General features: G+C 46.8%; 15 protein-coding genes. 14 read left to right on the top strand and 1 reads right to left on the bottom strand.

Going from position 1 to position 13412, the window contains the following annotated elements; genetic code table 11:
• The first annotated feature begins 254 nt into the window (after positions 1-254).
• From CAF73_RS24120 to CAF73_RS24185, 14 genes are all read left to right on the top strand, one after another.
• Positions 255-533 (top strand): hypothetical protein, encoded by a 279-nt coding sequence (locus CAF73_RS24120; RefSeq protein WP_085704342.1) that lies wholly within the window; start codon positions 255-257, stop codon positions 531-533.
• A 151-nt stretch (positions 534-684) separates the two neighbouring features.
• Entirely contained in the window at positions 685-981 is a 297-nt protein-coding gene (ihfB, locus tag CAF73_RS24125; protein ID WP_003189779.1) for an integration host factor subunit beta, read from the top strand.
• Between the two features lie 27 nt (positions 982-1008).
• Complete coding sequence (locus tag CAF73_RS24130) at positions 1009-1248, top strand: LapA family protein (RefSeq protein ID WP_085704344.1); 240 nt, start codon at positions 1009-1011, stop codon at positions 1246-1248.
• Between the two features lie 229 nt (positions 1249-1477).
• On the top strand, positions 1478-2554 hold the full coding sequence (rfbB, locus tag CAF73_RS24135; RefSeq protein ID WP_085704346.1) for a dTDP-glucose 4,6-dehydratase: 1077 nt from the start codon (positions 1478-1480) through the stop codon (positions 2552-2554).
• Positions 2551-3444, top strand: a complete 894-nt coding sequence (rfbD, locus tag CAF73_RS24140; protein WP_085704348.1) for a dTDP-4-dehydrorhamnose reductase — start codon at positions 2551-2553, stop codon at positions 3442-3444. The genes rfbB and rfbD overlap by 4 nt, the downstream gene beginning before the upstream one ends.
• A complete protein-coding gene (gene rfbA / locus CAF73_RS24145; RefSeq protein WP_085704350.1) occupies positions 3441-4331 on the top strand; it encodes a glucose-1-phosphate thymidylyltransferase RfbA in 891 nt (296 codons plus the stop codon). The genes rfbD and rfbA overlap by 4 nt, the downstream gene beginning before the upstream one ends.
• A 50-nt stretch (positions 4332-4381) precedes the next feature.
• Entirely contained in the window at positions 4382-5296 is a 915-nt protein-coding gene (locus tag CAF73_RS24150) for a glycosyltransferase (RefSeq protein WP_085704352.1), read from the top strand.
• A 110-nt stretch (positions 5297-5406) separates the two neighbouring features.
• Positions 5407-6444 carry a glycosyltransferase gene (locus tag CAF73_RS24155; protein ID WP_085704354.1) on the top strand — a complete coding sequence of 346 codons (1038 nt, stop codon included), beginning with the start codon at positions 5407-5409 and terminating at the stop codon, positions 6442-6444.
• Positions 6437-7558, top strand: coding sequence for an FAD-dependent oxidoreductase (locus CAF73_RS24160; RefSeq protein WP_139834873.1), 1122 nt, complete (start codon positions 6437-6439; stop codon positions 7556-7558). The genes CAF73_RS24155 and CAF73_RS24160 overlap by 8 nt, the downstream gene beginning before the upstream one ends.
• The gene (locus tag CAF73_RS24165) at positions 7539-9563 is read left to right on the top strand and encodes a hypothetical protein (RefSeq protein ID WP_085704358.1); all 2025 of its coding nucleotides are present in this window, start codon (positions 7539-7541) and stop codon (positions 9561-9563) included. The genes CAF73_RS24160 and CAF73_RS24165 overlap by 20 nt, the downstream gene beginning before the upstream one ends.
• A gap of 32 nt (positions 9564-9595) precedes the next feature.
• Complete coding sequence (locus CAF73_RS24170; RefSeq protein ID WP_085704360.1) at positions 9596-10378, top strand: NAD-dependent epimerase/dehydratase family protein; 783 nt, start codon at positions 9596-9598, stop codon at positions 10376-10378.
• The gene (locus tag CAF73_RS24175; RefSeq protein ID WP_085704362.1) at positions 10375-11211 is read left to right on the top strand and encodes a sugar phosphate isomerase/epimerase; all 837 of its coding nucleotides are present in this window, start codon (positions 10375-10377) and stop codon (positions 11209-11211) included. The genes CAF73_RS24170 and CAF73_RS24175 overlap by 4 nt, the downstream gene beginning before the upstream one ends.
• Complete coding sequence (locus CAF73_RS24180) at positions 11208-11564, top strand: multidrug transporter (RefSeq protein WP_085704364.1); 357 nt, start codon at positions 11208-11210, stop codon at positions 11562-11564. Before CAF73_RS24175 ends, CAF73_RS24180 begins: the two co-directional genes overlap by 4 nt.
• A 14-nt stretch (positions 11565-11578) precedes the next feature.
• A complete protein-coding gene (locus CAF73_RS24185; protein WP_085704505.1) occupies positions 11579-12388 on the top strand; it encodes a glycosyltransferase family 2 protein in 810 nt (269 codons plus the stop codon).
• Between the two features lie 70 nt (positions 12389-12458).
• Here CAF73_RS24185 and CAF73_RS24190 read toward each other — a convergent pair whose 3' ends face one another.
• Positions 12459-13400: an NAD-dependent epimerase/dehydratase family protein gene (locus tag CAF73_RS24190; RefSeq protein ID WP_085704366.1), complete on the bottom strand. Its 942-nt coding sequence runs from the start codon at positions 13398-13400 to the stop codon at positions 12459-12461.
• Positions 13401-13412 lie beyond the last annotated feature (12 nt).

A 13412-nucleotide genomic window follows, 5' to 3' on the forward strand; every position in this document is an offset into this window, starting at 1 on the left:
ACGAGCGGCCTCATCTGTCGCTGAAATACAAAACACCCGATGCGGTGCATCGGGCGTTTTGAGGCTGAAACAGGTGTAAACCTATTTCAGGACTAGACACTGTGATTTATTTGGCGTCATGCTGTGCGTTGTCCCGGTGAAACCATTCCCTTTGTGCGGCGGTCTGTTTCTTTAATCGGATCAATCGTCTATTCGCGTCTAGGCTTAGTCTGAAGATCGCAGTAGTCGGGCAGGTGCCTGGCATAAGGATGTGAATGAACAAGTTTATAGTTCTGTTGGGTGTGTTGGTGTTGGCAGGGTGTACTACCAGCGCCAAGACCCATGCGGTGCGCGGAGTTAGCGGCATCGAAGTCGATTGCTCGGGTTTGGGGTCGGGCTGGGAGAGGTGTCAGAAGCGCGCAGCCAAGGAGTGCAAGGGTGCGGGTTATAAGGTGATTACGCGATCTGATTATGCCCGGGATGAGGATGAGTTTCCCTTTGGCTTTAATCCTGCCGGTTACGTAACTCGAACAATGCTGGTGATTTGTCGGTGAGTGAGCGTTGGCCTGCTTGCGATCCGATGCCCTGAAAATGGGCGTTTCGGCGAGCGGAAAGATATGTCAAGCCCTGGGCTGTTCAAAATCTTCAGGGCGTGCTAAAACCTTTCAAGCGCTGATCTAGCTGCTTGAAAAAGAAGGGAAAAATATGACGAAGTCGGAGTTGATCGAACGAATTGTCACCCATCAGGGGCTGCTCTCATCCAAGGATGTGGAGCTGGCCATCAAGACTATGCTTGAACAAATGTCCCAATGCCTGGCCACCGGCGATCGCATCGAGATCCGTGGTTTTGGCAGCTTTTCCTTGCACTATCGTGCGCCGCGTGTGGGGCGTAACCCGAAAACCGGCCAGTCCGTCAGCCTTGATGGAAAATTCGTTCCGCATTTCAAGCCAGGCAAAGAGCTGAGAGATCGCGTGAATGAAGAAGAGGAGGAGGGGGTTTGACGGTCACCGTTATGCGAGGAGCCGCTCATGAGTAATCTCAAGCGCATTTTGTTTTCAGTTTTAATTCTATTGGTTGTATTGGCGATCCTTGCGTTCGTTCTCGAAAATCAGCAATCGGTCTCCCTGTTATTTCTTGGTTGGGCAGGACCACAACTTCCTATATCAGTGATTGCGGTTGGTGCATTTCTGGTGGGTATGCTGATCGGGCCGGTTTTTGGCTGGTTTCTGGGACGTTCGTCCAGGGCCTTACGCAAGCGTCTGGTCTGATTGCAACATGGAAGGAAAGGCGAACTAAACTTTAGCCACAGCTTGTCTATATCCATTAGTAAAACGTTCATTAAGCTGTAAAATGCTGTGCTTGTCCGATAGTGACGTATTCCCACATCGGTACAGACTGACTCTGTCAGAAGTCACAGCTAGCTGATGGCTTTTGCATTCATGGATTAGACAGCGCTCGGTTGGCAGCCCTGTCAGCAACTCAAGGGTATGGTTTCGCGTGAAAATTCTAGTAACCGGCGGCGCCGGGTTTATCGGCTCAGCTGTTATCCGTCATATCATCTCCAATACTACCGACGCAGTGGTAAACGTCGACAAGCTGACGTATGCCGGTAACCTTGAGTCGCTGGCCGAAGTCAGCGGAAACTCGCGTTACACATTTGAGCGCGTCGATATCTGCGATCGTGAGCAGATCGACCGCGTTCTGAAGGAGCATCAACCGGATGCAATCATGCACTTGGCGGCAGAGTCCCATGTAGATCGCTCTATTTCCGGTCCTTCCGAGTTCATCCAGACCAACATCATCGGTACTTACACCTTGCTGGAAGCCGCGCGCCATTACTGGGCGGCGCTGGATGATGCCCGCAAGGCCGCTTTCCGCTTCCACCATATTTCGACGGATGAAGTTTACGGCGATCTGGAAGGCCCGGAAGATCTCTTCACGGAAACCACCCCGTATCAGCCAAGCTCGCCGTACTCGGCCAGTAAAGCCAGTTCCGATCACCTGGTCCGCGCCTGGGCTCGTACATATGGTTTGCCGACGCTGGTCACCAATTGCTCGAATAACTATGGTCCTTGCCACTTCCCCGAGAAATTGATCCCGTTGATCATTCTCAATGCCCTGGAAGGCAAGCCGCTGCCTGTCTATGGCAAAGGTAATCAGGTTCGCGATTGGTTGTATGTCGAAGATCACGCTCGCGCGCTGTACAAGGTTGTTACAGAAGGCGTCATCGGTGAGACCTACAACATCGGCGGCCATAACGAGAAACAAAACATTGAAGTAGTTAATACACTGTGTGCACTACTCGATGAATTGCGCCCGAATTCCGCACACCGCCCGCACGCGAGCCTGATCACCTACGTTCAGGATCGCCCGGGTCATGATCAGCGTTATGCCATCGACGCCAGCAAAATCCAGCGCGAGCTGGGCTGGACGCCAGAAGAGACCTTCGAAACAGGTATCCGCAAAACAGTTGAGTGGTATCTGAATAACTCTGAGTGGGTGTCGCACGTGAAGAGCGGTGCCTATCAGCAATGGATCGATCAGAACTACGCAGATCGCTCTGACAAGGCATGAAAATTCTCCTGTTGGGCAAAAATGGCCAGGTAGGTTGGGAGCTGCAGCGTTCGCTATCGCCACTGGGCGAGCTGATAGCGCTTGATCGCCATGCCGATGATGGATTATGCGGCGACTTGTCCAATCTGGAGGCGCTTCGCGTCACAATTCGAAAGCTCAAGCCAGACATCATTGTCAACGCTGCAGCTTATACTGCTGTCGACAAGGCTGAAGTGGAGGCGGTGCTGGCCGATCGCGTGAATGCTCAAGCCAGCCAGCTCATGGCGGAGGAAGCCAAGGCTCTGGGGGGCTGGTTGATTCATTACTCGACTGATTATGTCTTCAATGGCCAAGGCTCCAAGCCGTGGCAGGAGTCAGATCCTGTCGCCCCGGTGAATCAATACGGCGCAAGTAAGCTGGCTGGGGAGCAGTCGATCATTGCGTCGGGCTGCAAGCATCTGATTTTTCGCACGAGCTGGGTGTATGCCGCTCGCGGCAATAACTTTGCAAAGACCATGTTGCGCCTGGCTAAAGACCGTGAAACGTTGAACGTGATTGATGATCAGGTCGGCGCCCCTACAGGAGCTGATCTGATTGCCGATGTCACCGCGCTGGCCATCCGCCAGGCTGCGGAGCGGCCAGAGCTGTCAGGTGTGTATCACCTCGCAGCGAGTGGCGAAGTGTCCTGGTACGGCTACGCCAGCCATGTGATTGCATTTGCGAGGGGTAATGGCGAGGAACTCGCCGTCAAGGTGGTCAATCCGATTGATTCCTCCGCTTATCCCACGCCCGCGCGTCGGCCGCTGAATTCGCGACTGAATACTCAGAAGCTGCGTGACAATTTTTCTCTACACTTGCCGGATTGGCAAAGTGGTGTAACCCGAATGCTTAGGGAAGTTCTGAACAAATGATTACGACAAATCGTAAAGGCATCATCCTCGCTGGCGGCTCGGGCACACGCCTGCATCCGTTAACCCTTGGCGTGTCGAAGCAGATGCTGCCGATCTACGACAAGCCGATGATCTTCTATCCGCTATCTGTACTGATGCTGGCGGGAATGAGTGAAATTCTGATCATCTCCACACCGGAAGATCTGCCATGTTTCCGCAAGTTGTTGGGTGATGGCAGCCTCTACGGTATCAAGCTTACCTATGCCGAGCAGCCTAGCCCGGATGGTCTGGCTCAAGCCTTCATCATCGGTGAAGAATTCATCGGCAAAGACCCTTGCTGCCTGATTCTTGGCGACAATATCTTCTATGGTCAGCATTTCTCGGATAATTTGCGTTCGGCAACTACTCAGCAGAAAGGTGCTACGGTCTTCGGTTATCACGTGTCCGATCCAGAGCGTTTCGGTGTTGTCGAATTCGACAAAACGGGTCGTGCTCTGAGTATTGAAGAAAAACCGCTCAAGCCAAAATCCAACTACGCCGTGACCGGTCTTTATTTCTACGATAACGATGTCGTCGAGATTGCGAAGAGCATCAAGCCATCGGAGCGCGGTGAGTTGGAAATCACTGACGTCAACCGTGCGTATCTTGAGAGAAAGACACTGAGTGTTGAAATGCTCGGTCGTGGGTTCGCTTGGCTCGATACAGGTACACACGATTCGCTGCTTGAAGCCAGCCACTTCGTACACACCATCGAGCAGCGTCAGGGGCTCAAGGTGGCTTGCCTGGAGGAGATCGCGTACCACAATGGCTGGATCAATGCTGAGCAGCTGGGTGCGCAGGCTGATGCGCTGAAGAAGACGGGATACGGACAGTACTTGCAGAAACTCTTGGAACCAACTAATCGCTGAAAATAGCGATTTGATGCAAAGGATGTTTCGTGAGTGCTCGAAAAAACCATATGCCAGTAAAACCCCGAATCGCTGTTTTACTGGCGGCTTATAATGGCGTGCACTGGTTAGAGGAACAGATTGAGTCAATCCGCCACCAGACGGCGGTGGACCTGACAATTTACATCAGTGTCGACCCTTCCTCTGATGGTACCGAGCAGTGGTGCGCCGCTTGTGCAGCCGAGCATACCGAGGTGGTTCTCCTGCCTGTCTCCGAGAAGTTCGGAGGCGCTGCCCGTAACTTTTTCCGTCTGATTCGCGACGTTAGTTTTGAAGGCTATGACTACGTAGCGTTTTCTGATCAGGATGATATCTGGGATACGAACAAGCTCGATCACTCTGTCCGGATGCTTCAGAGTCATAATGTTGATGCGTATTCCAGTAACGTGACCGCATTTTGGCCAAGCGGCAAAACTCTCTTGTTGGACAAGGCGCAACCTCAGGTCGAGTGGGATTATCTATTTGAGGCCGCGGGTCCGGGCTGTACTTATTTGATGAGCCGGAAAGTCGCCGACCCGTTAAAGGCATTAATGCTGCAGAGTTGGGAAAAACTTCAATCTGTTTCCCTGCATGATTGGTATGTTTATGCGTTTGCCCGAAGCAGGGGGTTTGAATGGTTTATCGATCCTCGCTCAACACTGCGCTATCGACAGCATGAAAGGAATCAGGTCGGTGCGAATGCTGGGATAAAGTCGCTTATTTCAAGATATAAAACCATTCAGGATGGTTGGTGGTTTTCACAGGTCAGGTTAATAGCTGCGCTAGTGGGTATGAACCAACATCCATTTTTCAGTTCATGGAAAATGATGGGAAGGTTGGAGTTTCTGACGCTATCCCTGCATGCCTGGAAGTGTCGTCGCCGTTTGCGAGATAAAATTCTCTTTTTCTTTGTCTGTTGCCTCCGGGCTGTGAATCGGGGGAGCTGAAATTTGATCTTGAAAAGTCTTTGCTGCTCGGAGGGGCGACAATTGCAGCAACGATAACAAAAGGGTGACTTGGAAGTTGATTTTTTTGTGGGCTTTAGAGGGGCGATGGTATGAGTTTTTTTCCTTGTTTTGTTTCTGTTGTTTTTGTCGTCAGGAATCAAGCGCTGGATCTTGAAAAGATTATCACGGATGCTACTAGTGTAGTCTCTGAAGTCGTGCGTGATTACGAGATTATTATTGTAGATAATGCTTCTGAAGATGAAAGCATTTCAGTAATGAAGCGACTGACAAGTGAAGATGGCATTGCCAATCTGCAAGTTTACGCACTGACAAAAGAAGTCGATTCAGATACTGCGTCGTGGGTTGGGCTAGAAAGTGCTTTGGGTGACTATGTCGCAGTAATTGATCCGCTTGTCGATAGTATAGAATTTTTGCCATCAATGCTGCAAAAGGCAATTGATGGAGTTGATGTCGTCTTTGCAAATAACGAGAAAAAACCTACTCATAGCCTCGCATACCGAGCAGCTTTCGCCGTTTTTCATGGTATGTACAATCATTTCAACGGAGTTCACCTTGCTAAAGAGGCGCCGCAGTTTAGGCTGTTGAGCAAGAAGGTAATTAATTTTATTTTGCAACATCCTCAGTCAGCCATGACATATCGCCATCTGCCGGCGACGGGAGGGTTTTCACAGGTTCGACTTTCGTATAGCGCGCCACCTAAGGCATCTCAGCCAAAACGACTGGCAGAAAGTATTGATAGAGGGATGCGATTGTTGGTATCCACTACCAGAGCACCTATGCGACTTGTCACTTCTCTCTCCTTGTTTGGGGCGATGGCGAATTTACTTTATTGTGTTTATGTTATTGCAGTAGGCTTGTTTAAAACTGATGTTGCTCCAGGGTGGATTAGTGTCTCGCTTCAACAGTCAGGCATGTTTTTCCTGATTTCTTTAGTGCTGCTTGTGCTTGGCGAATATATCCTGCATATGGCGAGCCTTTCTAACGAAGCACCGCTATATCATGTGGCTCAGGAAATGACGAGTTCGAAAGTTACGCGCCGTGAAAAGTTGAACATAGAAGAAGTGTCCGCCTATTCCAAACGAAACGCAAATTCAGATGATGAGCAAGTTGATAATGCCAATGTCTGAAACGGATTTCGACGCAGTAATTATTGGTGGCGGCTTTTATGGCTGTGCCATCGCTATCTATCTTGCAAAAAATCGCGGATTTAAAAGAGTGCTTTTAGTAGAAAGAGAATCGTCTCTTCTCCAAAGAGCTTCTTACAATAATCAAGCGCGTGTGCACAATGGCTATCATTATCCGCGAAGCTTCACTACCGCTTACCGCAGCCGCCTGAATTTGCCAAAATTTGTGCGAGATTGGCCTGAAGCCGTAAATCAAGAGTTCACAAAGCTGTACGCTATTTCTCGACGAAACTCAAAAGTCACCGCAAAGCAATTTGTTCGTTTCTGTACCGATATTGGTGCGGAAATACAAACAGCCGATCCGGCAATGCGCAAGCTATTTGAACCTCGGCTGATTGAAGATGTTTACTTGGTCAAGGAGTATGCTTTCAACTCAACTTTGATTGCCAATAAAGCACGGCTTGAACTGTTAGAGTCAGGGGTTGACCTGTTGCTTGATACCCAAGTGGCATCCATCTCCAAGGCAACATCCGGAGAACTCTCCATCGCGATTTGCGATACGGGCGGAGAGCGTAAAGTATTATCAAGTCGATATATTTTCAATTGCAGTTATAGCGGGATAAACCAATTGAAGGGTGATTTTCCAGGTGTAAAAACGGAGTTGAAGCAGGAAATTACCGAAATGGCGCTCATGAAAATGCCTGCTCCTCTGGCAGATTTGGGTATCACCGTGATGGATGGGCCTTTTTTTTCGTTAATGCCTTTCCCCGCAAAAGGGCTTCATACGTTATCTCACGTTCGATACACGCCACACCTTCAATGGCGTGATGAACCCGGGATAAGTCCTTATGAAAAACTCAGCGATTATCCGCGGATTTCACAAGTAGACCGTATGGTGCGAGACGTGTCCAGGTATCTTCCGTCGCTTTCAAAGGCGCAGTACGTTGAATCATTGTTTGAAGTAAAGACGATCTTGATGAAAAACGAAAGTGATGACGGTCGTCCAATCTTGTTCGAGAAATATGAAGACTTACCGAGATGCTTTTCAATACTTGGTGGAAAAATCGATAATATCTATGATGTGCTGGAGAAGCTCGATGCTGAACATCTTGACTAAGAATAAGTTCAATCTTTTAGCTTTATTTTTTATGGTGGTCGTGGCCACGTTCAGCTATCAGTTTAATTATTTCAAATTCTCCGACCAGTATTTTTTTGATAATTTCGACAAGGGGTCTCAGGCGTTAATCCTAGGGGGGATTACGGCTGATAACTCCGGACTTGCCAAAGATGGTGCCCATATAGGTTTTATCTCGATTGGGCAGAAATTTGATTACGCAAAAAATATGCTGGACGCTTATCCTGTATTTGCCGGAGATGCGTCTGGTAAAGATATATATTTTTCACCCTACAAATCGCAATATGGTATTCAGGGACTTTTCTTTTCAACGGCATATGCTTTGCTTGGTCTTGATAGCATCGATAAGTTGCAACTTATTAATTCTGTATTGTTTGCTTTAGTTGTTGGTGTTCTTTCACTATTGTATTCGAAAGTCTACAGTAGTCGCTTTGCATTGGTTTTTTTTGTCGTAATGATTAGCTCTCCATGGGTCGTTGCATTTGCCAGAAATCTTTATTGGGTTCCGGTGCTTTGGTTTTTACCAGCAGTTTTTTCAGCTTTAGCATACAAGTCTATTGGGAATGCCAAAAGACTGGCCTACTGCGTACTGACAGGTTTGGCAGTTTTTATAAAGAGCTTGGCGGGATATGAATATCTTTCGGCGATTACTCTATTTGCCTGTTCCATATTTATCGTTGCACCGTTTTTTAGTAGGCAAGAATCTGATTGTCGTCGCAATCTGAAGTTCTTTTTATTAACGTTTTCGTTTTGCGTGGTTGGTTTTATTTTTGCACTATTGCTTCATGCTGGAATGCGTGGAGATACTATCGTCGCTGGTCTGCAGAACATTTTCGAGCAAGATGTGAAGCGACGAACCTACGGTGATCCATCTACTTTTGATGATGTTTTCAAAGCATCGCTTCAAAGCTCTCCATTTGATGTAGTGCAGCGCTATATTAATGTCTGGGAAACTCAGCTTTTCTTTTACTTGCCTGGTGCTGCTTTTAAGTGGCTGATACTGATATCTTTGGCGGGCCTTCTTTATGTATCTATTTCCAGTCGGAAGTTTTGCGCAAAGAACAGTGTTGTGTTTTTAGTGTTTTTTGCTGCTTCTGCATCTTGGCTGGTCTTAGCTAAAGGCCACTCTTATATCCACACTCAATTAAACTACGTGCTGTGGTATTTTGGTTTTGTTCAAGCGTTAGCGTATATTACGATCTCTTGTCTAATTCTTTGTGTTCAGGATCTGTGGCAATCGGCGAAGCAGCGCTCATTTTATAAGCCTGCGTTATTGGTTTGTCATATTTTAGTACTGCTTTTGATGGTGGTGTTCGGGGCGAATTACGAGCGTGGAACGTTGTTCGAGGAGACTTTCGCGAATCTACTGGCGGATCCTGGTCGTGAGATTAAAACTTCGGTAGGTATAATGGTGAAAGTCACCCAGCAAGGAGAGTTGGCTTTTTACTCCCACGATTGCAGTCAGTTAGACACAAGTAAGACATTTTATCTGCATGTATACAAAAATGGCGCGTCATCAAGTCCCAATCAATATGAAAATCTGGATTTCGAATGGAAGCGCTTTGAATTGCCCTCGCCGTTGTGGCCCTCAAAATATGCGGCATCGTGCGCGGCCCTGGTAAAACTGCCAAATTACAGTGTCGAAAAAATTGATTTTGGCCAGTATACCGTTTTGGGTAATTCCATAAATATCATTTGGCGTGACTCAATGGTTCTTGATAAGCAGGCAAACAATAAAAAAATCGTTGCATTTAATATGACGGACTTGAACTGGGTTAATGGAGTTTCTGGAGTTCGGTTTTTCGTTAAAAATAATTTTTCAAATAGACAGTCTCTATTTCTTGATGTTGGACTGAATTTTTCCGCCTCTGGCTTTCGTAAAGTTACTGCGCTGGAATATAGCGATCAATTTATTAATGTGACAGTTAGTGGTAAGACCTTAAGTCCAAGTCTTGATGGCTACCCGAATCTTATTGAGGTTCGGTAATGAAGGTCAATGTTTCTTAAATGGAGGGTAGAATGGCTAATGCACTTATCGGTTACAGTGGTTTCGTCGGAGGAACACTGCAAAATCAAACCCATTTTGATTTTCTTTATCGCTCCACGAATATTGCTGAAATTCAGGGTAAGGAATTTGACACTGTTGTTTGCGCCGGCGCACCTGCGCAAAAATGGATTGCCAACTCCCGACCTGAAGCTGACCTAGAAAACATACTGGGGCTTATTGATATTCTCAAGAGCTTAAAATGTAAAAAATTTATTTTGATAAGTACAGTAGATGTTTTCATGCATGCAGTAGCTGTCGATGAAAATACACAGATTAACGAGATTGACCTTCATCCCTATGGTCTTCATAGACGGCTACTTGAGAAATTTGTAGAAGAACAGTTTTCCAACCACCTGATTGTAAGGTTGCCTGGCTTAGTAGGACCGGGGTTGCGAAAAAATGTTATTTATGATTTTTTGAATAATAATAATGTTGAGTCTATCGACAGTAATGCGGTTTTTCAATTTTATCCTATGGTTAACCTTTGGTACGATATATCGATAGCAGTTAATGCAAATCTAAAGCTTGTTCATCTGACAGCTGCTCCCATATCGGTTGGTGATATATCAAAATCCGGTTTCGGCGTGGAATTTCAGAATACTAATGATAAGCCATCCCCTGTTTACGATATGCGAACTATACATGCTAGTCTTTTCGGTGTGAAAAGTAATTATCAATATAGTTATCGTGAAACAATTCAGGCGGTCAGAGCTTACGCGCAATCCGAGCCAAAGACCAAGGGGTCTGCTCTATGAGGATTTCCATTTCAAATATAGCTTGGAGCGTTGAACACGACGAAGCTGTTGCGAGTATATTGAACAGGTTTTCGGTTGATGCTATAGATGTGGCTCCGAGTAAGTATTTTTCGGAACCAGCCAAAGCTCGAAGTTCAGACATATCGAGTGTCAGAGATTGGTGGAATTCTAGGGGCATTGAAATAGTCGGCATGCAGTCCTTGCTTTTCGGAACTACCGGATTAAATGTATTCGGCACAGATGAAAGTAGAAGTGAGATGATCAAGCATCTGTCTAATATATGCCGGATCGGGGAAGGGCTGGGTGCAAAGCATTTGGTTTTTGGATCCCCCAAAAACAGGGATCGCAGCGGATTAACGGATGCGGAAGCCGCCTCAATTGCAATTCCTTTTTTCCGAAAACTCGGAGACGTAGCCGGAGAGTATGGCACCACTCTATGCCTGGAGCCGAACCCTGTCTGCTATGGTGCAAACTATATGGTAACCAGTGCTGAAACCGCGCAGGTCGTCCGCGAAGTCGATCATCCATTCATCAAGATGCAGTTTGATACTGGAGCGTTGACGATTACTCGTGAACAGCCCTCAACGGCTTTGGAGCAGTTTGCTGATCTGATTGGCCATGTTCACTCCAGTGAGCCCAACCTGGTCCCGCTTGGCGATGGTGCCACTGACCATAAAGTGATGAGCCGTGCACTTCACGATTACTTACCGAAACATATAGTCTGTATCGAGATGTTAGGTCAAAAAAACGAGCCAAATATTGTATCGATTGAGCGTGCCTTGGGCATTGCTGTCGGTTGCTATCGAGAAAATATCTCCGGATGTTTATCATGAAATGGCTTATTTTGATCGTAGGGATTTTGTCTAATGCATCCGCCAGTGTATTAATTAAAATGGCCATGATGGCGCCGCGTAAGTTTCCTTCGTTTACTGACCCGCTCGCGGCGTTGGCGAACTGGCCATTTTGGCTTGGCTTGGGATTGTACGGCGCTGCATTCCTGTTGTATGCAGCCGCGCTAGCGCGCCTACCACTGAATATAGCGCACCCTGTTCTTACAGCCGGTGCAGTTGCAACGGTCGCTGTTTCCTCTGTGGTTATTTTTAGAGAGCCGTTTCATACCACTACAATAGCTGGAATAGTATTAGTAATTGTCGGTGTGTTTTTGATCACACTTCGCTCGACTTAATGGTAATAACGAACATGAAAGTAGACAAAATGGTTGATGAGCGTTTCAGTTGGGAGGTGCCGGCGTACGAGGAAGCCTTTTGGCAGGGGCGTGTAAAACCTTGGTGTGTTGTGATTCCCGTCATTAACGAAGGTGATCGAATTAGAAATCTTCTTGAAAGAATGACACATCTGAATATCAGTGAGATCGCAGATGTCATTATTGTGGATGGTGGGAGTACGGATAACTCTCTCGCTCTAGAGTTTTTGCATAATAATAACGTTCGCGGTTTGTTGATCAAGCGCGGTCCAGGGAAGCTGAGTGCGCAGTTACGTTGCGCATATGCTTTCGCTCTTGATCAGGGCTATGACGGAATTGTAACTATCGACGGTAATGATAAGGATGATCCAGAAGCGATCCCGAGATTCATTAGCGAGCTGGAGAAAGGAGTTGATTTCGTTCAAGCGTCCAGATTTCTGGAGGGGGGACTTGCTGAAAATACGCCGAAATCCAGAGATCTGGCCATCCGGCTGATTCATGCACCCTTACTAAGTATTTCTTCAGGGTTTAAATGGACCGACACTACTCAAGGTTTCCGCGCTTATAGTCGGAAAATGCTCTTGGATACTAGAATTTCACCATTTCGTAGTGTCTTTATGACATATGAACTGCTTGCCTATCTGAGTTATATAGCCCCCAAACTCGGATTTTGGTGCAAAGAGTTGGCAACGGTAAGGCGTTACCCTGTCGGCAAAGTTCCGACAAAAATTAACGGCATGAAGGGGAATTTTGCAGTTTTGGCCGTATTGTTTCGTGCATGCAGTGGTTACTACAACCCGAAATAGTGTTCTTGATATTGATTTGTAAAGCGGGGTAAAGATTGCTTCTTACCCCGTTTGGATATTAAGCGTTATATTATTTTCCGGTAGATTTCAGGCTATCAATGTACCAGTTTATTGTTTGTGTTAAACCTTCGTGAAGGCTGAACTCTGCCTTCCAGTTCAGTTCTCTTTCTGCAAGTGAGCAATCAAGTACATTGATGGGAACATCAAAAGCTCTTGCGGGTGAGAAATTACATTCCACCACGTTGTGAGTTATGCTCTCAATAAGCCCGATCAAGGTGTTGAGTGAAGTTCCTTCACCTGAGCCAATATTGAAAATTGTTTCTGAACCTTTGTATTGAAGGGCTTTTGAAAAAGCATTGGCGATATCTTTTATGTATATATAGTCTCTTGTGACTGAACCATCACCCCATATATCTATCGCTTTTCCTGCTGTAGCTCTGCTAACAAAGGCGGCGATTGCTCCTTGTGCAGTTTCAATTCTTTGTCTTTCACCATAAGGGTTGGCAACCCTTAAAATTACCGGTTTGATATTGTGAAGCTTCTTATACAGATATAGATATTTTTCAATAGTCAGTTTGCTGATGCCGTAAGAAACTTCTGGATCGGTAGGGTGACTTTCCGGTAGTGGGCACTGGATAGGTTTGCCATAAACCGTTCCTCCAGATGAAATAAAGACGATCTGCTCTACTTTTTGCTCTACCATGACATTCAGCATGTTTAGAGTTGCGATGACATTAGTTTGAATGTCATAAATTGGATCATCGTTAGACGATTTAGGTAGGGTAGTAGATACCAGGTGGAGTACGCCATCTACGCCCCGGATTGCTTCTTCAAGGTCGTGTTTGCTCTGAAGATCTCCAGAGATCCATTCAACGTCCTCATGGGATTCAAACGTGCGGTACGGCGGGACACGTGGTCGCTCGAAAATACGCAGGCTGTGCCCCTCTTCGAGGAGCTTGTCTGCTATGTTCGAGCCGATGAAGCCCCCGCCGCCAAAGATTACGTACTTCATAATTTATTCCAA

The organism is Pseudomonas sp. B15(2017) (assembly GCF_002113215.1).
GTDB lineage: Bacteria > Pseudomonadota > Gammaproteobacteria > Pseudomonadales > Pseudomonadaceae > Aquipseudomonas.